Annotated in this window: 16 protein-coding genes, 1 pseudogene and 1 riboswitch; of the genes and pseudogenes, 3 read left to right on the top strand and 14 right to left on the bottom strand. The window is 48.8% G+C overall.

Going from position 1 to position 19,345, the window contains the following annotated elements; genetic code table 11:
• Nucleotides 1–25: 25 nt before the first annotated feature.
• The 5 genes from mobB to G358_RS0118190 form a co-directional block, all read right to left on the bottom strand.
• Nucleotides 26–565: a molybdopterin-guanine dinucleotide biosynthesis protein B gene (mobB, locus tag G358_RS30420; protein ID WP_019638681.1), complete on the bottom strand. Its 540-nt coding sequence runs from the start codon at nucleotides 563–565 to the stop codon at nucleotides 26–28.
• Between the two features lie 187 nt (nucleotides 566–752).
• Nucleotides 753–2,039, bottom strand: coding sequence for a molybdopterin molybdotransferase MoeA (locus G358_RS0118205; RefSeq protein WP_019638680.1), 1,287 nt, complete (start codon nucleotides 2,037–2,039; stop codon nucleotides 753–755).
• 146 nt (nucleotides 2,040–2,185) lie between these two features.
• Nucleotides 2,186–2,542 carry a prenylated flavin chaperone LpdD gene (gene lpdD / locus G358_RS0118200; protein ID WP_019638679.1) on the bottom strand — a complete coding sequence of 119 codons (357 nt, stop codon included), beginning with the start codon at nucleotides 2,540–2,542 and terminating at the stop codon, nucleotides 2,186–2,188.
• The gene (locus G358_RS0118195; protein WP_019638678.1) at nucleotides 2,539–3,471 is read right to left on the bottom strand and encodes a dihydroorotate dehydrogenase; all 933 of its coding nucleotides are present in this window, start codon (nucleotides 3,469–3,471) and stop codon (nucleotides 2,539–2,541) included. Before G358_RS0118195 ends, lpdD begins: the two co-directional genes overlap by 4 nt.
• A complete protein-coding gene (locus tag G358_RS0118190; RefSeq protein WP_019638677.1) occupies nucleotides 3,468–4,175 on the bottom strand; it encodes a dihydroorotate dehydrogenase electron transfer subunit in 708 nt (235 codons plus the stop codon). The genes G358_RS0118195 and G358_RS0118190 overlap by 4 nt, the downstream gene beginning before the upstream one ends.
• Before the next feature lie 225 nt (nucleotides 4,176–4,400).
• Here G358_RS0118190 and G358_RS0118185 point away from each other — a divergent pair, with 225 nt between their 5' ends.
• Nucleotides 4,401–5,198 (top strand): polysaccharide deacetylase family protein, encoded by a 798-nt coding sequence (locus G358_RS0118185; protein WP_019638676.1) that lies wholly within the window; start codon nucleotides 4,401–4,403, stop codon nucleotides 5,196–5,198.
• 125 nt (nucleotides 5,199–5,323) lie between these two features.
• Here the strand turns inward: G358_RS0118185 and G358_RS0118180 are convergent, their stop codons facing one another.
• The 5 genes and pseudogenes from G358_RS0118180 to G358_RS0118160 all read right to left on the bottom strand — a co-directional run bounded on the left by G358_RS0118180 (nucleotide 5,324) and on the right by G358_RS0118160 (nucleotide 9,942).
• Nucleotides 5,324–5,998 (bottom strand): 3D domain-containing protein, encoded by a 675-nt coding sequence (locus G358_RS0118180; protein ID WP_019638675.1) that lies wholly within the window; start codon nucleotides 5,996–5,998, stop codon nucleotides 5,324–5,326.
• Nucleotides 5,999–6,003: 5 nt separating this feature from the next.
• Nucleotides 6,004–6,182: riboswitch (cyclic di-AMP (ydaO/yuaA leader) on the bottom strand.
• 1,008 nt (nucleotides 6,183–7,190) lie between these two features.
• Nucleotides 7,191–7,455 (bottom strand): annotated as a pseudogene (locus G358_RS34030) (hypothetical protein); the annotation flags it as partial.
• 179 nt (nucleotides 7,456–7,634) lie between these two features.
• The gene (locus G358_RS0118170; protein ID WP_019638673.1) at nucleotides 7,635–8,357 is read right to left on the bottom strand and encodes an amino acid ABC transporter ATP-binding protein; all 723 of its coding nucleotides are present in this window, start codon (nucleotides 8,355–8,357) and stop codon (nucleotides 7,635–7,637) included.
• A complete protein-coding gene (locus tag G358_RS0118165) occupies nucleotides 8,344–9,018 on the bottom strand; it encodes an amino acid ABC transporter permease (RefSeq protein WP_019638672.1) in 675 nt (224 codons plus the stop codon). Before G358_RS0118165 ends, G358_RS0118170 begins: the two co-directional genes overlap by 14 nt.
• A gap of 117 nt (nucleotides 9,019–9,135) precedes the next feature.
• Nucleotides 9,136–9,942: a transporter substrate-binding domain-containing protein gene (locus G358_RS0118160; RefSeq protein ID WP_019638671.1), complete on the bottom strand. Its 807-nt coding sequence runs from the start codon at nucleotides 9,940–9,942 to the stop codon at nucleotides 9,136–9,138.
• Nucleotides 9,943–10,425: 483 nt separating this feature from the next.
• Here G358_RS0118160 and G358_RS0118155 point away from each other — a divergent pair, with 483 nt between their 5' ends.
• A complete protein-coding gene (locus tag G358_RS0118155; protein ID WP_019638670.1) occupies nucleotides 10,426–12,171 on the top strand; it encodes an alpha-glycosidase in 1,746 nt (581 codons plus the stop codon).
• A gap of 93 nt (nucleotides 12,172–12,264) precedes the next feature.
• Here the strand turns inward: G358_RS0118155 and glgA are convergent, their stop codons facing one another.
• Both glgA and glgB read right to left on the bottom strand, forming a co-directional pair.
• Nucleotides 12,265–13,701 (bottom strand): glycogen synthase GlgA, encoded by a 1,437-nt coding sequence (gene glgA / locus G358_RS0118150; RefSeq protein WP_019638669.1) that lies wholly within the window; start codon nucleotides 13,699–13,701, stop codon nucleotides 12,265–12,267.
• Nucleotides 13,698–15,647: a 1,4-alpha-glucan branching protein GlgB gene (glgB, locus tag G358_RS0118145; protein WP_019638668.1), complete on the bottom strand. Its 1,950-nt coding sequence runs from the start codon at nucleotides 15,645–15,647 to the stop codon at nucleotides 13,698–13,700. Before glgB ends, glgA begins: the two co-directional genes overlap by 4 nt.
• A gap of 189 nt (nucleotides 15,648–15,836) precedes the next feature.
• Between glgB and G358_RS0118140 the strand changes: the two genes are divergently transcribed.
• Nucleotides 15,837–17,066: a glucose-1-phosphate adenylyltransferase gene (locus G358_RS0118140; protein WP_019638667.1), complete on the top strand. Its 1,230-nt coding sequence runs from the start codon at nucleotides 15,837–15,839 to the stop codon at nucleotides 17,064–17,066.
• Nucleotides 17,067–17,166: 100 nt separating this feature from the next.
• Here G358_RS0118140 and G358_RS30415 read toward each other — a convergent pair whose 3' ends face one another.
• Nucleotides 17,167–18,627 carry a sensor histidine kinase gene (locus G358_RS30415; RefSeq protein ID WP_019638666.1) on the bottom strand — a complete coding sequence of 487 codons (1,461 nt, stop codon included), beginning with the start codon at nucleotides 18,625–18,627 and terminating at the stop codon, nucleotides 17,167–17,169.
• A complete protein-coding gene (locus tag G358_RS0118130; protein WP_019638665.1) occupies nucleotides 18,624–19,322 on the bottom strand; it encodes a response regulator transcription factor in 699 nt (232 codons plus the stop codon). The genes G358_RS30415 and G358_RS0118130 overlap by 4 nt, the downstream gene beginning before the upstream one ends.
• Nucleotides 19,323–19,345 lie beyond the last annotated feature (23 nt).

The following is a 19,345-nucleotide window of genomic DNA, read 5'->3' as shown; positions in this document are numbered from 1 at the left end:
TGGCGGCTCGTAAACTTCGGAAAGGTCATAACTGACTTTCTCTAATGCGAGGCATCGTACGAAGAATAATCAGCTTAGCAATTTCCTCCACATCATCAATGCTGTAGCAAGGCAGGCCGGAACCTGCCAGTACACCGCCCGTACCGTCATTGTCCCGGCACTCCTCGGCCTCCTGCCTGAACACAATGGCTTCAATGCCAGTCACTTCGTGCAGCAGCGCAAGATCTTCCGGATTTCGTATTAACACAATTTTAGGATAATGCTCCTGCTTAAATCCCTCTACGATCGTCATATCGTAGTCGGCAAACCGCTGGATAAGATCGCTTAACTGCGTCTCCCGCTCTTCAATGACCGCCGTACGCCAAGGAGAAGTGATCGCTGTTGCAACAGCGCCGGCCCGGCGATGACGAAACGTGTCCGTATTCTCGCGGTCAGCTTCAAAACCGTGAATATCATGTTTGATGACCGCGACTCTTAAGTTCATGGCATTCAGTATTTCCAGCAGTTTGCAGATCAATGTCGTTTTACCGCTATTTTTAAAACCTACGATTTGGATGACCGGCATTTGCATCTTCTCCTTCCCCTCAGTTGCATCCTTAGTTCCATCTTGCTTCCATTTTAGTTCCAGTACAAACTCTAGCTGGTTCCTATAATAAGTTTCTGTTTAGTTCTAGTATAGTTCCTGTATTTATACAAATTCCAGCAACAGGATAGCAAGGAATGTGTAAGCCCAGAATAAAAAATAAACGAGATTAAAGCATCGGCTCCGGCAGCTTTAACACTTGCACAAGTTCGCCTGCCTGCACACCTTCGTTCGTAGGAGGAATGATGATCAGAACGTCGCTGTCCTTAATCGTAATCATAACGCTCGATTCATCCAAGGTGGCTGGAAATACCACTGGGCGGCCGTCCTTCCAAACTAATTTCCCTCTTACAAAGCGGGTAAAGTTGTTGACTTTAGAATACGTTTGTCCCAACTCCGCTTGAAATTCAGGCAAGTACGGCTGACCGATGCCAAGCATGGCGCCAATATAAGGCCGCACGAACAACTCACAGCCGACAAAACACGCCCCGGGGTTCCCGGACAGGGCAAACAGCAGCTTTCCTTCCTTCACCGCTGCGGTGGTAACGCTGCCGGGACGCATAGTAACCTTGTTGAACAGCATTTCCATCGCCGGCCCGCGTACGAGATCGGCCATAATGTCATAATCGCCTACCGATACACCTCCGGTAGTAATTACGACATCGTAATCGGCGAAGGCCTCCTCCACTTTACGCTTTGCACCCGGCAAATCATCCTCAATCGCTTCAAGAATATGAGGCTCTCCGCCAGCCCGGCTGATCTGGCTAGCCAGCATGTAAGTATTGCTGTTGCGAATTTTGCCGTCCTGCAGCGGTTCGTCGATCCGCAGCAGCTCGGAGCCTGTCGAGAAAATAGCTATGCGCGGTCTCTTTATCACCGGCACCTGATGAATACCGAATGTGGCCAGCACCGACAGTTCACCCGTTCCGATCCGGCGTCCCCGCTCCAATATGACGTCTCCCTGCGCCAGTTCGAAGCCTATCGGCGTTATATTTTTTCCGCTCTCCAGCTGGCGTTTGATTGTAATCCACTTTTGGCCGTCCCGTACAAAAGGTTCTGTCATTTCCAGCATAATGACGGCATCAGCCTCATCAGGTACCTTGGCCCCCGTCATAATGCGTGACGCTGTGCCTGATACGAGCGGGACAGCAGGCAAAGAGCCGCAAGGAATATCGTCGATCACCTTCAGCTCTACGGGATTACCGCTGCTGCAGCTCTGCAAATCGCTGCTCATAACCGCAAATCCATCCATACCGGAGCGGCGAAAATGAGGGAACGGATGCGGAGCAGCAATATCTGCGGCCAAAACCCGTCCGTCTGCATGAAGCAAAGGCACCTCCTCTATATGTCCAGGGCGGGCAAAGGCCATAATCCTTGCCTGTGCTTCGGATACCGAAACGGCGGTACGCCGGAATTTCTCATCATTGTCATGCCCTTTGCTATGCATTGTATTCATTGCAATTCCCCCATTTTCCCACTGTTAAGTAAATAATCGCTATCTCCATGTATAGCCTTCTTCACTTAAAAAATCAATCTGCGTACAAAAAAAGGAGCTGCCTTGCCCGGTCTGCTCCCTTTTTATTAACCCATCCTGCCTTGCATTTAAACGGATTCGTCCGCGCATTCCGTTAAATAGTGCTCCATCAAGGTGGTCACTTTTTGACAAATATAGTTGATTTCGGCCCTTGTAAGCTGATCGTAATGTATCCCCATAACGACCGTTACTGTGCATTGCAGCTGTGCCGCCGCACGCAAAGCCAACTGTTCGCATAACTCGTATTCTTTATGTCCAGGGACGGCGCAGCTTTGCACGACAGACTGTCCCTGTTCCCAATAAGCGGTGGAGGAAGCGCCGATATGTCGGTCGCCCCCCGATATAATGAAGAGACGGTCGCGGCCCAGCACAATCGTTTGCAGCGTGAGATCCGCAAATTGCGGATATAAAGCTTCCGTCATCATATTATGCCTCTTATTTCATCCAGCGAGCCTATGCCTTCGCGCCGCATAAACGATTCCACCCCGTCAATCAGCTGTTCGCCTGCCCGTAAATGAACAAAGTTATGCGTCCCAACCTGAACGGCCGCTGCGCCTGCCATAATGTATTCGATGATGTCCTCCGCACTGCTGATTCCGCCCATGCCAACTACAGGTATGGCCACGGCTTTACTTACCTGGTGCACCATTCGCAGCGCTATCGGCTTGATCGCCGGCCCCGATAGCCCCGCGTACAAGTTGTCAAATACGCTGCGCCGCTTGTAAATATCGATTTTCATAGCGGAAAATGTATTGACCAGCGAGACGGCATCCGCGCCTTCTTCCTCGCACATCACGGCCATCGCCACGACATCCTCCGCATTCGGGGACAGCTTGACCATTAGAGGGAGCGTTGTCGTGCGGCGAATTTCCCGTACGACTTCGCGGGCAACCTCCGTCCTGATCCCGTAGGCCATTCCACCTGCCTTGACGTTCGGGCAGGAGATGTTCAATTCAATCATATCCACGGCCTGATTTCCATTCCGCTTGCGGAACAGTGCATCTTCTTCAATCAACCGGGCACCTTCCACATACTCTTCGATCGTATTTCCGCCTAAGTTGGCGATTCTCGCCAGGTTCAAGCTTTCCCAGCGCGGGCATTCATCGCGCAGGAAAGCCTCGATTCCCGGATTTTCCAGCCCTACGCTGTTCAACATTCCAGCCGGCGTCTCAAAGACGCGAATTCCGTCGTTCCCTGCTTTCGCGTGCAGCGTCAGCCCTTTGCCGGAAATGCCTCCCAGCCGGTTAATGTCGTACAAAGCGGCGTATTCCTGCCCGAAGCCAAACGTACCGGAAGCCATGACGACCGGATTTTTAAAATGGACTCCTGCGATCGTATACGCTGTATTAATCATCCAAAAATCACCTCTTCCGCCAGAAACACAGGTCCATCCGTGCAAGCCTTTCGCCGGGTGTCCCGGCATTTCACGCTGCATACAAGACATGCTCCAATGCCGCATGCCATGCGGTTTTCCAACGAAACGTACACTTCCACCCCGCTGCCGGACAACAGCTTCTTCTGCTGAACCGCAGCCAGCATCGGCTCGGGTCCGCAGGCTACGATCAAATCATAAGCGTGTAAATCGACCTCATCCAGCACGAAACCGCCTACATTAACGTTCACTTTCCCTTGTGTGGCAGCTTTAAACTGTTCCGTCAAATACGGTTCTTTACTGAATCCCAAATAGACGTCACAGTCCGGCCAACTGCGGAGCGCATAATACAATGGGGCTATGCCTATCCCTCCACCAACGACGGCAATGCGTCCACCAGGTTTTATTGCCCGGTCTGGAAAACCGTTGCCGAAAGGCCCCTCTAGCTGCAGCTCATCACCAGCCCGTAAATCGCTAAGCAGCTTCGTGCCCTCTCCTTTCACTTGATACAAGAACTCGATCCCCTCTTCACTGCGATTGAAGATGCTGAGGGGTCTGGACAGCAGCGGATAACTGTCCCAGGCCCGAACCATATAAAACTGCCCCATCCGCCCCGGGAACGCTCCCGATGCCTTCAACCTGTATATGTTCGGGGCCACTTCAACGTTTGCGATTACTTCCGCCATATTCCCTCACCTCTCTAGCGAATCACGTCTAACTGCGCTTCATTTAAGATGCTATTTTTGAGCGGGCAAGTCTGTGATATATCGCACACATGAAAGGAATGGCAGCAAGATTTGGAGCACCTAATGGAATATTTTTCTTACCTCAATGATAGCCACGGTCATAATTGTGCCCGATTTGGGGCATACCAGTACATAACAATTAGCGATTAAAGGAGAAGGTCATTCATGTATAAATTGATTCATGCGATGCTGGCGCTGCTTATATGTGCTGCGCTTGCAACGGGGACTGCCGCCGTGTCAGCACAATCCTCGCAACCGCCTGCGGAATCCGCCTCCTCCCAACAATCGGTAAACGCTGATGCCAAACCAATGACATTGGGTGAGTTGCGCCGCAAATATTCGGAAACGTTCAAATTCAGCGGACCTGAAGTCAAGCAAATTGCCTTGACATTCGATGATGTACCCGATCCCCGGTTTACGCCTAAGGTACTGGATGTGCTGAAGCAGCACGGCGTAAAAGCAACCTTTTTCGTCGTGGGCCACCGGGCGAAGAAGCATCCTGAGCTGCTGCAGCGAATTCACCGGGAAGGACATGTCATCGGCAACCACTCCTACTTCCATCCCTTATTCAAAAAAAAATCAGTCGACGAATTTAAAAATGAAATTAAACGCACAGAAAAACTGATCGAAAAGCTTATTGGCTATAAGCCTCGCTTTATCCGTCCTCCCTACGGTGAAATAAATGAGGAGCAATTGAAGTGGGCCAAGAAGAATGGTTACAAAATCGTAAATTGGAACGTGGACTCGCTAGATTGGAAAGCGCTGGACAAAAATAAAGTGAAGCACAACGTGTTAAGCACCGTCGGACCGGGCTCGATTGTGCTGCAGCATGCCGGCGGGGGCAGCGGCTCGGATCTGACCGGGACAATTGAAGCGCTGCCGGACATCATCCGCATTTTGCGAAATCGTGGATATCGCTTCGTTACAATCCCTGAATTGCTGCACGAGCCAAAGTCGCTCTAAGGTGAAGAAGCAAAAAAAAGAACATCCCAAAACCTGCCGTCAGCCGCCGTGTCAAACCGCATAACTTGCGGTTGTTCACCGGCCTTTCGGCAATGAAGGGACGTTCTTTTGACATACAGTCGTTGCTATTCAAGCACGTACAGCTTCACATCCTGGAACCCGAACTGGCTTACCTTTTGCGGGCTGGCAGGAATGAATATATCAATCCGGTTTCCTTTAATCGCGCTGCCCTGGTCCATAGCCGTCGCTACAAACGAATCTTTCGGCAAATCCGGATGGCTGTGGCCGGTTACGAGCACCTTCGTGCCCATTGGAATGACATTCGGATCTACCGCTATCGTTCCCAGCTTCAAAGAGTTGCCGTAATAATCTACCGGTCCCCATCCGTTCTCGCTGGCATCCGCTGAATAAGCCGTTGCCTTCACATTAATCGTCTTACTGTAATTAAAGGTTTTGCCCCACGCTTGTACAACGCGTTCACTTGATAATACTTTTGGCACGGATAGCGCCTGTATCTTGCTGCCTGAAGCAGAAAGCGCCTTTACTGTGCTGCCGCCTGGAATTTTTATTTTTAATCCGCCATAAATATTCGTTGCTTTAATGTCCGGATTAGCTTTCATCAGCTGGTTCATATCGACTCCATACTGTTTAGCCAGAAAGTAAAACGTATCTCCTTCCTTTGCCGTATGTACTGAATCCGCATAAACTGGCACCGTACTCAGCGCCCCTATAAATCCTGCTGCAATTACCGCTGTTTTGATTCCTGTTACCCATTTACGCTTTCTAAGCTGTTTAATCATGCTGCTCCTCCTTTAACAATTGCCTGCGGAGTTAGTTGTCGGATTCGGGAAAAAGGATAGCTCCCTGCGCCTCTGCCGCTGCGCTTCACCCCAAGACAAGCTGCCGGCTTATTGCTTATTTGCACCCGCTTGTCAAAAATCGTCCCCCGCACCTGCCTTCGCAGTGTTTCGGCCGTATTGAATATATCACAATTTTGTAACCTATAGCTTATGCAATTGTTTCCAATACCAAAAAACCCAGCATTTATCAGCTTTACCCGATTTGAATAAGGTAACAAAAAGTTTATTAGAACAATCGGGAAACAACTTATTTTTCTTTTGTGTCATATTCCCTCTTCCTTTCAAATAATCATGACCATCCGTCCAACGGGCGGGGTTTGCTCTTGGCGTATAACCCCCTGTTGCCAAACTGTGCCTAAAGACGCTAGCCTGACCACAAATCTGTTCAAGCTCAGTGTTATTTGTCCCTTTCACTTACCAGTTAAACTGGTTTATTTCTTTCTTGCTGTTGTTGCTGCTGAACGGATCTTCATACTCTTTTACACTCTACACTCAACTTATCTATGGCTTGATCATGTGCTTCTTGTTCACGAATGTATTTCGCTACAGTGGCTTCATTTAAGCCCTGAAATTTTATAACGAAGCTGATGATCGCTATCTGCGTAAAAATAACCCTCCTCAAAATGTAACGAAGCTGGGCAACGTTATTTCAGTCTTTACTGCTCCAAACAGACGATAAACGGCAAAATAGAGTGTCTGAGATTCCTTAGATTTAAAACCATTGCAAATATGTGCAAATAGCGTGGATGATATTCGTTAGAATCAAACAACAGAATCCAATCTTTGGAAGCAATAACATTCTCCAGAACCGAAGTTAACGACGTGGTTTTCCAGCGTGACTGCGTGGCCATTCGTAAATACTTAGTATAGGATGAAGTATAGGATGCAGAAATCTGTAAAGGTTCTGCAGGGTGAAGGACAATATAGGCGGTATTTCCGGGCATGAGGCTTCCACTGTAATTTTCGGGTAATTTCGGGTAATTAAATCATGACCATCCGTCCAACGGGCGGAGTTTGCTCTTGGCGTATAACCCCCTGTTGCCAAACTGCGCCTAAAGACGTTAACCTGACCACAAATCTGTTCAGGCTCAGTGTTATTTGTCACTTTCACTTGCCAGTTAAATATTTCTTTACTACTGAACGGATCTTCATACTCTTTTACACTCTACACTCAGCTTATCTATGGCTTGATTATGTGCTTCTTGTTCACGAATGTATTTCGCTACAGTTTCGCTACAGTGGTTTCATTTAGGTTCACTGTACATTAGATACAGCCCGCTTCCCATCCACCGTCAAGTTGTCTGCTAGCAACAATGTTTAAATATCCTTCTGCCCAAGCGATTCCCATATTTATACTTTAACTGCGCATGCTTCTCAAAGATCATTAACGAACCCTCCCGTATAGCGGGTCGTTTTTTGTTTCGTGCGTTTCACACAACTGCTAAAGCCTAAAAAATAAAAAATCACAAGCATCTGCTTGTGATTGGAATGTAAAGGGGAAAAGACCCAGCCTTATTTAATTTTCGGGCTGTGAGACGCCGGTAGCAAATTAACCTGTCTTTGTGTCTTTTCTGCTTTACAGTACCTTGCTCAGGAAATTTTGCGTCCGTTCGTGCTCGGGCGCACCGAACACCTGCTGCGGTGTCCCTTGTTCAACAACGACGCCTTGATCCATAAACAGAATGCGATCGCCTACTTCGCGTGCAAACCCCATTTCGTGCGTAACGATGACCATCGTCATCCCGCCGACGGCGAGGCTCTTCATAACCTCCAGCACTTCGCCGACCATCTCAGGGTCAAGCGCCGATGTCGGTTCATCGAAGAGCATCACATGCGGCTCCATCGCCAGCGCTCTCGCGATTGCGATCCGCTGCTTCTGCCCGCCGGATAATTGGGCCGGATAAGCATCGCGCTTATCTTCCAGCCCTACCTTTTGCAGCAGCTCCAGCGCTGTTGCCTCCGCCTGGCTCCGGTTTTGCTTCTTCACTTGAATCGGAGCCATCATAATATTGTCCAGCACCGTCTTATGCGGAAACAGATTGAAATGCTGGAATACCATCCCCATCTTTTCGCGGGTCGCGTTAATATTGTGCTTCTTCGCAGTAATGAGTTCTCCTTGGAACATAATTTCTCCGCTCGTCGGCTCCTCCAGCCTGTTCAGGCAGCGCAGGAAAGTGCTTTTCCCTGAACCGCTCGGCCCGATGACTACAACAACCTCGCCCTTATGAATTTCCAGATCGATGCCTTTTAAAATATGCAGTTGACCGAATTTCTTATGCAATCCCTTAACGGTTATCACTAGCTTGCAATCTCCTTTCAAACCGGTTTAACAACCTGGACAGAGTGAATGTAATAATAAAATACATTAATGCAACGATCAAGTAAGGCGTCATCGGGTTATATGAGTCTCCCTGAACTGCGCCCGCCTGGAACATCAATTCCGCCACGCCAATAAACGAAACGATCGACGATTCTTTGACGATGACAACGAACTCATTGCCGATGGCCGGCAGCACATTTTTAATCGCTTGCGGGATAATAATGAACCGCATTGCTTGTCCTTGCGTCATGCCGAGAGAACGGGCAGCTTCACCTTGACCGCGGTCAATAGCTTGAATGCCCGCCCGGAATATTTCGGCTAAATAAGCCGAGCTGTTAACGGACAGCGTAATGGCCCCGGATTCGATCGGGCTGAAATTAATATTAAACATGTAGGATAAGCCGTAGTGCACGATCATCAGCTGCACAAGCATTGGTGTGCCGCGTAAAAATTCAACCCAGACATGCCCGAAGAAACGCACGATTCCCCACGGCGACATCCGGATCAGAGCAATGAACAAGCCGAGAATGAACCCGCAAAAAACGGCAAGCGCTGCGAGCAGCAGCGTATATTGCAGTCCCGTCATAAAATAATTGCGGTATTCCCAGAACATCGTTCCGAACTCCATAAAAAAATCCATAAATTAATCATCCTTCTATTTGTTTATTGTATCCTCTTCAAAAAACAGAAAATAGCGAATACGCTCCGCTATTTTCCGCTGTCATTTATCTTCGCAATCGGCCTGGCAAATCCTTTTTTATTTTATCGACAGATCGCTGGCTTCTTTGACAAATTTTTCGATGCTGCCGTCATTCATCAACCGATCCAATGTGGAATTCACTTGGTCAAGCAGCTCCTGGTTTCCTTTTTTAATGCCGACGACATAGCCGTCATCCTCTACCTCCAGCTTCGCGTCGGTAATTGCGATGCCCTTAACATTTTTAACGAAAGACTCCGCTACCGGCCCTTCGATAATCGCCACATCCACGCGGCCAGAATCGAGCTGCATAATAATGTCGGATATTTTGTCCAGCGAGGTCAGCTTCGCACCGGTAATTTCCTTGGCGATATCTTCTTGTATCGAGCTTTTCTGTACGCCGATCTTTTGCCCTTCCAAAGAGGCAGCGGTAGCATATTTATCTTTATCCGCCTCACGCACTACGACGGCTTGCTCGGCGTTGTAATAAATTTGCGACATATCGATTTCCTTCGCCCGCTTCGGCGTTGGACTTAGCCCGGAAATAACCATATCTACGCGTCCGCTCCGCAGCTCATTCAGCAAAGAAGTAAACACCATATTTTTAATTTCCAGCTCTGCGCCCATATCCTTTGCAATTTCCTTGGCGATTTCCACATCGAATCCGACAATTTCCACTTGACCCTTATCGTTTTTGATCTGGAACTCATATGGCGGGAAATCCGCGCTCAGCCCGAGAACCAGCTTTTTGCTTGCTGTACCGCCTGCTCCCTGCGAGCTGTTCTTCGCTTCCTTATCTTGGCCGCAAGCCGCTAACACGGCAGTTAACATTACGATTGCAACGAATAAGAAACCCCATTTTTTCATTATTGTCTCTCCCTGCTTTTCTAAAAATAATGATCGAATCATCAATTCACTGGGCTAATTATAAAACATAATGTATATATATGCAAAAGAAATTTTCGACAATTCAACACCGATTTTGTTATCTTTATCATACCTCGGTCAATAAGAATTTATCTGACTCCAACATCATAAACAAAATAAAAAAACCATATATTTACATTCAATTCGAACTATCCCCCTCTGCTTCTCCCTACTTGCTCCTGCTTATATCCTGCAAAAATTCATTTATGATATACACAAAACTTTCATATTATGCACTCTTAGTGTGATTTATTTTATTTCTCTTTAGACATAAAGTGATATCTGCCCTGCCATTTATTACACAAATATCGATCCAATGATTCATTTGTATCATGCGCCCATCTAAAAAAGGGAATAATGGTTCATACCAAGCTCCAATTGGTTATTAATTAGCTGTAGTACGATGTTGAAGGAGGTGGCCGCATGCTGCTAGAAGCTTTTTACCATGTTCCCCGCGACAAATGGGCTTATGCTTATGACAAATCAACGATACATCTGCGTGTGCGCACCAAACGGGATGATGTAGAGCAGGTATACGCCATGACGGGCGACAAGTATGACTGGAATAAAACATATCAGGAATTCAAGCTGGAAAAAGCGGCCCATGATGGCATGTTCGATTATTGGGAAGTTGCTGTCAAACCGAAGTTCAAACGGCTTTCGTATGCATTTAAGCTAACATCCGGCAATGAGGCCATATATATGCTGGACAGCGGTATTCAGCACCATCCCCCTACTCCGCCTGGGGATTTGTACGAATTTCCGTACATTCATGAAATCGATGTAATCAAAGTTCCCGAATGGGCCAAGCAGGCTGTATTTTATCAAATTATGCCTGAACGCTTCGCCAATGGCGATCCTGCCAACGACCCGAAGGTTACCGAGCCTTGGGGCGGAACTCCTAAAATCGACAACTATTTCGGCGGGGATCTTCAAGGCGTGCTCGACCATCTTGACGATTTGACCGATCTTGGCATTAATGCGATATATTTCACACCGCTTTTCACTTCCCCTTCCAACCATAAGTACGATACGGTCGATTATAAGCAGGTTGATCCGCATTTTGGCGATAACGCCTTGCTGAAGCGGCTCGTGGAAGCTTGTCATGCCAAGGGAATCCGGGTCGTGCTCGATGCCGTGTTCAATCATTGCAGCGAAGGCTTCCCCCCTTTTCAGGATGTAATGAAGCATGGCGAAGGTTCTAAATACCGCGACTGGTTTCATATTAATGAGTTTCCGGTGACCATCAAGAACGGCATGCCCTCGTACGATACGTTTGGTTTTTTTGGCAATATGCCTAAATTCAACACCGCAAATCCGGAAGTGAAGCAATATTTGCTCGGCGTGGCGGAATATTGGATTAAGGAAATTAATCTCGACGGCTGGCGCCTCGATGTTGCCAACGAAATTGATCACCATTTCTGGCGCGATTTCCGGCAAATTGTCAAGAAAGCGAATCCGGAAGCTTATATTATCGGCGAAGTGTGGAGCGATTCTTTAAACTGGCTGCTCGGAGATCAATTCGATTCCGTAATGAACTACCCTTTTGCCGATAAAGTGCTCAATTTTTTCAATGGCGGTATGGACGGCTATAATTTCGCCAATGAAATGGGCTCGCTAATTATGCGTTATCCGCAGCAGACGAACGAAGTCGTATTTAACATGCTGTGCAGCCACGACACTCCCCGCCTTTTAACCCGGGTGGGAAACGACAAGCGCAAATTGAAGCTGTGTGTCGTATTTCTGTTCACTTATATTGGTACTCCGTGCATTTTTTATGGGGATGAGGTCGGCATTACCGGAGGGGCGGATCCCGATTGCCGCAAATGCATGATTTGGGACCCCAATAAGCAGGATCGCGAGCTGTATGACTTCTACAAATTAATGATCGCCCTCCGTAAAAAGCATAATGCCTTGCGCCAAGGCCGGTTTCGCTTTCTGCATGCCGAACATAACGATCCTTGCATCGTTTATGAGCGTATGGATGACAAAGTTCACTTTACGATTTGGATGAACAATATGGAGAAGCAGCGTACCCTGTCACATCCTATGGACACGAAAGACTGGTATGACGCTTTGACAGGTGAATCCGTCGTCCCGGAGAAGGGGATGATGAATATTACCCTCGATCCGTTTGGATATCGCATATTGTTCCGTAAGCTGAAATAGCAAAGCCTGCTTGGATGACAAATAGCGAACCGCTGCTGGCATACTGCTGCCGGCAGCGGTTTTTTTCTGCTTTGTTTCATATGCGTAAGACGTTTACGCCTCGGAAGTGACCCGTTCATAAATATCGCTATATTGCCGCGCCGATGCCTGCCAGCTGTAATCCCCGGCATACGCATTGCGCAGCAGCTGCTTCCAATGCTCCGGCTGCCTGTAGTACCCGATGCCCCGCCGCAGTGTATGCAGCAAGTCGTGGGCATTGTAATTCGTAAACGTAAACCCATTCCCCTCTCCAGTCTCCGGACGGTAGGATTGCACCGTATCGTTCAGACCGCCCGTTTCGCGGACGACCGGAATGCTGCCGTAGCGTAAAGCAAGCAGCTGGCTAATCCCGCAAGGCTCAAATTTCGAAGGCATCAGAAACAGATCGCTGCCTGCATATATTTTTCGCGACAGCTCATCGCTGAATTTGATTTGCACGGACAGCTTTTGCGGATGGCGAAGGGCCGCTTCACGAAACCACTCCTCATATGAACGGTCGCCGGTTCCAAGAATGACCAGCTGGACATCGTCATAGGCTAGCCATTCATCAGCAATGCGCATGACCAGATCGAGTCCCTTGGATTCAACCAAGCGGGTTACCATCGCGACTAAGGGCACATCCGCCGATTCAGGCAGGCCTAGCTCATGCTGCAGAGCGGTTTTGTTTTCCAGCTTCTTGCTCCAGCTTGTGCGATAGCGGCTGAATAGCGCGGAATCTGTCGCTGGATTGTATAGTTTCGTGTCGATTCCATTCACGATGCCGGACAAACGGTCACCGAGAGAACGAAGCAGCCCATCCAGACCGTAACCGTAATATTCTGTCTTGATTTCCTCTGCATAAGTGGGGCTCACAGTTGTGACATGGTTTGAAAACAGAAGTCCTGCTTTCATAAAACTTACAGCACCGTTATATTCGACGCCTTCCGGCGTATAATAACTGTGCGGCAAACTTAACAGGTCACCGAGTACTTCAGGCGGAAACAGCCCCTGATACAGTAAGTTGTGCACGGTGAATACGGTACGAATGCCAGCATAAAACGGATCGTGGCGGTAATGCTCCTTGAGCAGCAGCGGAATCATCGCAGTATGCCAATCATGGCAATGCAGCACGTCGGGGGCAAAGTCAATCGCGGGCAGCATTTCCAGGACGGCCTGGTTAAAATAAGCGAATCTTTCCCCATCATCCCAATAGCCATACACGCCTTCTCTCCCGAAATAATATTCGTTATCGATGAAATACACCGGGATGCCGTCCCATTGCAATGCTTCGATTCCGCCGTACTGCCGCCGCCATCCCACCGGAACTTCGACTACCCTAACATGTTCAAGGAGGTGAGTGAACGAACCGGGAATATCCCGGTATTTGGGCAGCACTACACGCACGTCGTGTCCGGCCTGCTGCAGCGCTTTAGGCAGTGCACCGATAACATCGGCCAAACCGCCTGTTTTAATGAACGGCGCTGCTTCAGCCGCAGCGAACAATATTTTCATTTATTCGTCCTCCTCTTTGTGGACTTTGCGGAAGAAGCTCTGCGCTTTGCAACCTTCTTCCAAATCGTCATACTAAGCGGCGCAACGGCCATCACTATGCTGTGCGGCCGATCGTGCCATGTTATTTTTGCGGAGGTCAAAATACGCTGCTGATTCACTTCGTCCCTACCTCCATAAGCCAACTCATTACTGTTGAATATTTGCTCGTACTCCCCAGCCCTTGGCACCCCAATGCGATATTCCGGCCGGCTGACGGCCTGAAAGTTAATGACGACCAGAAGGGTGTCGCCAGCTCGCTTGCTTTTGCGTAAATAGCAAATGACACCTTGCCCGCTGTCATGCGGATTAATCCATTCGTATCCGTCAAAGCTATGGTCCAATTCCCATAAAGCGCGTTCCTGCAAATAAAGCCGGTTCAGCTCCGCGGTGTAGTAGTGCATGCTTCGATGCGAATCGTATTCCAGCAAAAACCAGTCCAATTGATCTGTATCCTTCCATTCGATAAACTGGCCAAATTCCGCACCCATAAATAATAGCTTCTTCCCGGGAGATGTCATTTGATACCCCAACAGCACCCGCAATCCGGAAAACTTTTGTTCATAGCTGCCAGGCATTTTATTTAGCAGCGATTTTTTACCATGCACGACTTCATCATGTGACAGCGGGAGCGCAAAATTTTCGGCATAGGCGTAGCAAATCGGAAAAGTGAGTAAGTTATGGTGCTGCGGCCGTTTCGAAAAATCCGTCTCCATATACTGCAGCGTATCGTTCATCCACCCCATGTTCCATTTATAATTGAAGCCAAGTCCGCCAGTTTCTGCGGGAGAAGTGACGAGTGGCCAGGCGCTGGATTCCTCAGCCATCATTAGCGCGTGCGGGTAGTAATGGAATACGGTCTGGTTCAGCTGCCTTAGAAAGGAAACAGCGTCCAAATTTTCAACCCCGCCCTGTTCATTCGGACGGTACTGCCCAGCTTGCTTCTCGAAATCAAGGCGAATCATGCTCGTTACGGCATCGACCCGCAAGCCGTCAAAATGATACACATCCAGCCAATAGAGGGCGTTGGAAATTAGAAAAGCGCGGACCTCCGGCTTTGAAAAATCAAAGCTGAGCGTTCCCCAACCCGGCTTCTCCGCCATTAGTGGATCGGCGTATTCATACAGCGGGGTGCCATCGAACATCCGCAGGCCGTGGGCATCTTTAGTGAAATGGCCGGGAACCCAATCCAGCAGTACGCCAATGCCTGCCTGATGACAGCGGTCAACAAAATACATCAGATCATCCGGCTCGCCATAACGGCTTGTCGGCGCAAAATAACCCGTGGCCTGATACCCCCACGACAAATCATAAGGATGCTCGGCCAGCGGCATAATTTCAAGATGGGTGTACCCCATTTTCACGACATAAGGGATTAACTCGTCCGCCATCTCACGGTAGGAATAATACGATCCATCCGGCTTCCGCCTCCATGTGCCAAAATGGACTTCATAAATGTTAAGCGGCTTGTGAAAGGGCACCCTGTTCCTTCTTCTCCATGAGCCATCTTTCCATGCGTACCCGGCAAGCGACTTGACGACAGATGCCGTAGCCGGGCGCACCTCCGCATGGAAAGCGTAGGGATCTGCCTTCAGAAATGTCTCGCCGTCCGGACCAGTAATTTCATACTTGTAAAAAGTTCCTTCCGTTACCCCGGCAAAAAAGCGAGTCCAAATTCCCGATTCGGGTATCTTATATAATAAATCGTTTTGCCCTCTCCATTCATTCCAGTCTGACGCAATGCCGACGCGAAGCGCATGAGGCGCCCAAACGGTAAATCTGACACCTGTCCGGCCTTCTTCGACCGTCAGATGAGCACCGAACGTCAGATAGCTTCGGTACAGTGTTCCTTCATGAAACAAGTAAATATCGCTCGATGAAATAACGGGCTTGGACAGTTGCTCTGGCAATCGATCACCTGCTTTTTTAAAAGTTCCATCAATTAAATTACCCACATAAGACAAGGATGAATAAGGATATAGCGGCTTGAAAAAAATAATGAAACTTTACATCCAATTTTCTTTTTATTCGTTTCAAGGGCTGCATAACTCGTTTATGTAACTACTACTACTTGAAAATCCACAGGGAGGGAAAACGACATGAATAAAAAAGAATGCATTGCCATGCTGTTGGCCGGAGGAGAAGGCCGAAGATTGTCTCCCCTAACGGCCAAACAGGCTAAACCGGCAGTGCCCTTTGGCAGTAAATACCGTATTATCGATTTTCCTCTCAGCAATTGCGTAAATTCAGGAATCGATACAATCGGTGTTCTGACACAATATGAAGCGGAATCACTCCATCAGCATATCGGCGACGGCGATGCCTGGGGATTGCCGTATACGGATAGAGGTGGAATAGCGCTGCTTCCTTCTTACAACACAGGAGCAACAGGAAATGCTCAATATGTGGGTACCGCCGATGCCATTTATAAAAACATCGAGTATGTAGACCAGTATTCGCCTGAAAATGTGCTCGTTTTGTCTGGAGACCATATTTATCACATGGATTACCGGGAGATGATTCAAACGCATACGAGCCGTAAAGCTTTAGCGACCATATCGGTCATGCCGGTACCCTGGGAGGAAGCTCATCGGTTCGGCGTAATGTCCATAGACCGGGAGCAGCGAATTACCGAGTTTGCCGAGAAGCCGGAACAGCCGGCCAGCAACCTGGCTTCCATGGGCATATACCTGTTCAACTGGGAGTTTCTGAAACAGCATTTAATTGCCGATGCCAACGATCCGGATTCCAGTCATGATTTCGGTAAAGATGTCATTCCAAAAATGCTCTCCGGCTCCTCCCCGCTGCATGCCTATGAATTTAAAGGATATTGGCGCGATGTCGGAACAGTCCAAAGCTTATGGGACGCTCACATGGACCTTCTCTCTGGGGAAAACGGCTGGACGCTGCACAATGACAGTTGGCCGATGTTTACACGGGACAGCCGCACAAAACTCAATTCCGTCAAAGCGCGAAACGCCGGGATGAAAGCCTCCATGATCCATGACTGCTGCACCTTGGAAGGATACGCCGAACGGTCTGTCATTTTCGGAGGCTCTGAGGTGGGGCGCCAAACGAAAATCAAGGACAGCATCATTATGCCGAACGTGCTGGTCGGCCGCAACGTGCTGATCGAACGGGCCATCATTGGCGAAGGCGCGATCATAAAAGACGGTGCGATCATCAAGGGCACAGCCAACGAAATTATTGTCATCGGGCCAAACGAGACGGTGCTGGCAAAACCTGCTGTCCGTACCCAGCCTTCCCGCTTACTCAAAGAAGTATACGACAAAACGGCTCGTTTACGGGCAGAAGGCTTATCCTCCTAATTTCAATTTGCTGCAGGCTTTGTCCATCTTCCATATTATTATATATATAACAAAGAGCGGATCATCATGATCCGCTCTTTAAGATTAATGTGTATTAAATTCATTCCGGTGCGGCTAAAGAATCCGTCGCTGCCTCAGCAGCGTTTGAATCGTTATCTCCAATCATTTCCGGCAATGGCAAGGTGACAGATACGGTCGTACCCGCGCCGAGCTCGCTGTGTATGTCCATTTCGCCATGATGCAGCTCAACGAGCTGCTGGCTGATCGCGAGTCCAAGCCCGGTTCCTCCCCGGTTATGATTCACCTGAAAGAAGCGGTCCCTCACCTTGCCGATATGCTCCTCACTGATTCCAATCCCGCTGTCTACAACCTGAACTAACGCTGTGCTGCTGCCCTTCAAGGAAATGACGAGATGGACCCAGCTGTTCTCGCTGGAGAACTTAACCGCATTATCCACAAGGTTCAGAAACACCTGCTTTAACCGATTGCCGTCACCAAAAATAATTACCGGCCGATCGGTCCGGTCATCGAGCTTTAATTGAATTTTCTTCTGCTCCGCCTTGGCCCATACGTTCAGCATCGTCTCCTGGAGCAATTCCTTCAAATTCACCCGAGCGATGACCAGCTTCATTTCATTTTGCTGCAGCTTGGAGAAGTCCAGCATCTCTTCGACAAGACCGATCAGCCGCTCGGTTTCCTTGGATATAATTTGCATGCCGATCTTGGTCTCTTCCGGATCGAAGCCGCCGGAAGTCAGTGTCTCGCTCCAGCCTTTGATTCCCGTTAATGGCGTCCGGAGCTCATGCGATATGGATGAGATGAAATCGTCTTTGATCTGATTGCTTCTGACGATTTCCTCGGCCATATAGTTCAGTGTTGAGGCCAATTCGCCAAGCTCGTATTTATAATCCCCTTTAATCCGGGCATCAAATTTCCCTTTGGCCATTTGCGCGGACACGGCGCGAATGTTGTTGATCGGCCTTACGATCGAATTCGCCAGCCCGATGCTGAACAAGGTGACAAGCGCCAGCACCGCAGCCCCCACTCCTACCGATAGCAGCGTTAAATTCATCAGTTTGGCATTGACGGCCTCCAGGGAGGTTACATATCTGACAATATAGCGGTTTTCACCGCGAACCTGCAGCGGAGTCGATATGGCCATGACCCATTCTCCTGTAGACTGCCTGCCGACCCATTTCCCGACGCTCCCTGCCACCGCCTGCGGCACATCGCTCGTTTGAATCGCCTTATCCGCCTGGAATTGGGTGCTGCTTGCTTTGACCTCGCCTTTTCGGTTCAAAATCATCAGCTCGGTATTATCGAGTTCAAACGTACGCAGCATTTCCGTAAAATAATCGGGATCCTTCTCCGCATACAGCTTCACGAACTTCTGAAAGTAATCCGAAGCCCATGTGGAATGATTGATCATATGATTTTCAATCGTCTGATAGTAGTAGGCTCTGGCAGCAAAGGCAAAAATAATCTCCACCATAAAGAGCGTAACAAATACTACTATAAAATAGTGCAGGACGATCTGGCGTCCAATTCCTCTTTTGATCATTGACCCTCGCCCTTCCATTTATAACCATGACCCCACACAGTTTGCAGGAAGGTCGGTTCGGAAGGGTTGTTCTCAATTTTTTGGCGAAGGCGCCGGATATTGACGTCAACGATTTTCGGATCTCCCATATATTCCTTGCCCCAAACATGGTCCAGCAGCAGGTCGCGGCTAAGCGGGGTATTCTCCTTCTCCAGGAAATATTGAATCAGCGAAAATTCCGTTGGCGTCAGCTCGATCAGCTGGCCATTTTTCTTGAATTGCTTGCTGATCAGATCCAGGGTGAACGGACCGGAGCTAAACGTCACCTTCGCACTGTTCTCCCTGTACACATTAACGCGCCTTAACAGCGACTGAATGCGGGCGATTAATTCGGTCGGACTGAACGGTTTGCTAATATGGTCGTCCGCACCGACAGACAGCGCATATACTTTATCCTGCTCCTGCACCTTAGCGGTTAGGAAAATAATCCCGATGCGCTCGTTCGTTTCCCTGATTTTGCGGCACACCTCAAACCCGTCCACACCCGGTACCATCACATCCAGCAAAGCGATATCGATATCTGGAATGCTGTGAAAGCGGTCCAGCGCCTCATGGCCATCCGCTGCCTCAATCACTTCAAAGCCGTTGCGCTTCAGGTTGATAACGATAAAGCTGCGAATGGACTCCTCATCTTCCAAAATTAACACTTTACTCAACTTGCCATCCTCCCTTTTTTTAT

The organism is Paenibacillus fonticola DSM 21315, from assembly GCF_000381905.1.
GTDB lineage: Bacteria > Bacillota > Bacilli > Paenibacillales > Paenibacillaceae > Fontibacillus > Fontibacillus fonticola.
Note: the sequence above shows the minus strand (reverse complement) of the source record. Positions and strands in the feature narration are given on the sequence as shown.

Excerpts from the sequence above, each read along its gene's own strand:
- glgA (WP_019638669.1), bottom strand. The coding sequence starts at position 13,701 with ATGAAAATATTGTTCGCTGCGGCTGAAGCAGCGCCGTTCATTAAAACA.
- G358_RS0118185 (WP_019638676.1), top strand. The coding sequence starts at position 4,401 with ATGTATAAATTGATTCATGCGATGCTGGCGCTGCTTATATGTGCTGCG.
- G358_RS30415 (WP_019638666.1), bottom strand. The coding sequence starts at position 18,627 with ATGATCAAAAGAGGAATTGGACGCCAGATCGTCCTGCACTATTTTATA.
- G358_RS0118205 (WP_019638680.1), bottom strand. The coding sequence starts at position 2,039 with ATGAATACAATGCATAGCAAAGGGCATGACAATGATGAGAAATTCCGG.
- G358_RS0118155 (WP_019638670.1), top strand. The coding sequence starts at position 10,426 with ATGCTGCTAGAAGCTTTTTACCATGTTCCCCGCGACAAATGGGCTTAT.
- mobB (WP_019638681.1), bottom strand. The coding sequence starts at position 565 with ATGCCGGTCATCCAAATCGTAGGTTTTAAAAATAGCGGTAAAACGACA.
- G358_RS0118190 (WP_019638677.1), bottom strand. The coding sequence starts at position 4,175 with ATGGCGGAAGTAATCGCAAACGTTGAAGTGGCCCCGAACATATACAGG.
- G358_RS0118180 (WP_019638675.1), bottom strand. The coding sequence starts at position 5,998 with ATGATTAAACAGCTTAGAAAGCGTAAATGGGTAACAGGAATCAAAACA.
- lpdD (WP_019638679.1), bottom strand. The coding sequence starts at position 2,542 with ATGATGACGGAAGCTTTATATCCGCAATTTGCGGATCTCACGCTGCAA.
- G358_RS0118195 (WP_019638678.1), bottom strand. The coding sequence starts at position 3,471 with ATGATTAATACAGCGTATACGATCGCAGGAGTCCATTTTAAAAATCCG.
- G358_RS0118165 (WP_019638672.1), bottom strand. The coding sequence starts at position 9,018 with ATGGATTTTTTTATGGAGTTCGGAACGATGTTCTGGGAATACCGCAAT.
- G358_RS0118160 (WP_019638671.1), bottom strand. The coding sequence starts at position 9,942 with ATGAAAAAATGGGGTTTCTTATTCGTTGCAATCGTAATGTTAACTGCC.
- G358_RS0118140 (WP_019638667.1), top strand. The coding sequence starts at position 15,837 with ATGAATAAAAAAGAATGCATTGCCATGCTGTTGGCCGGAGGAGAAGGC.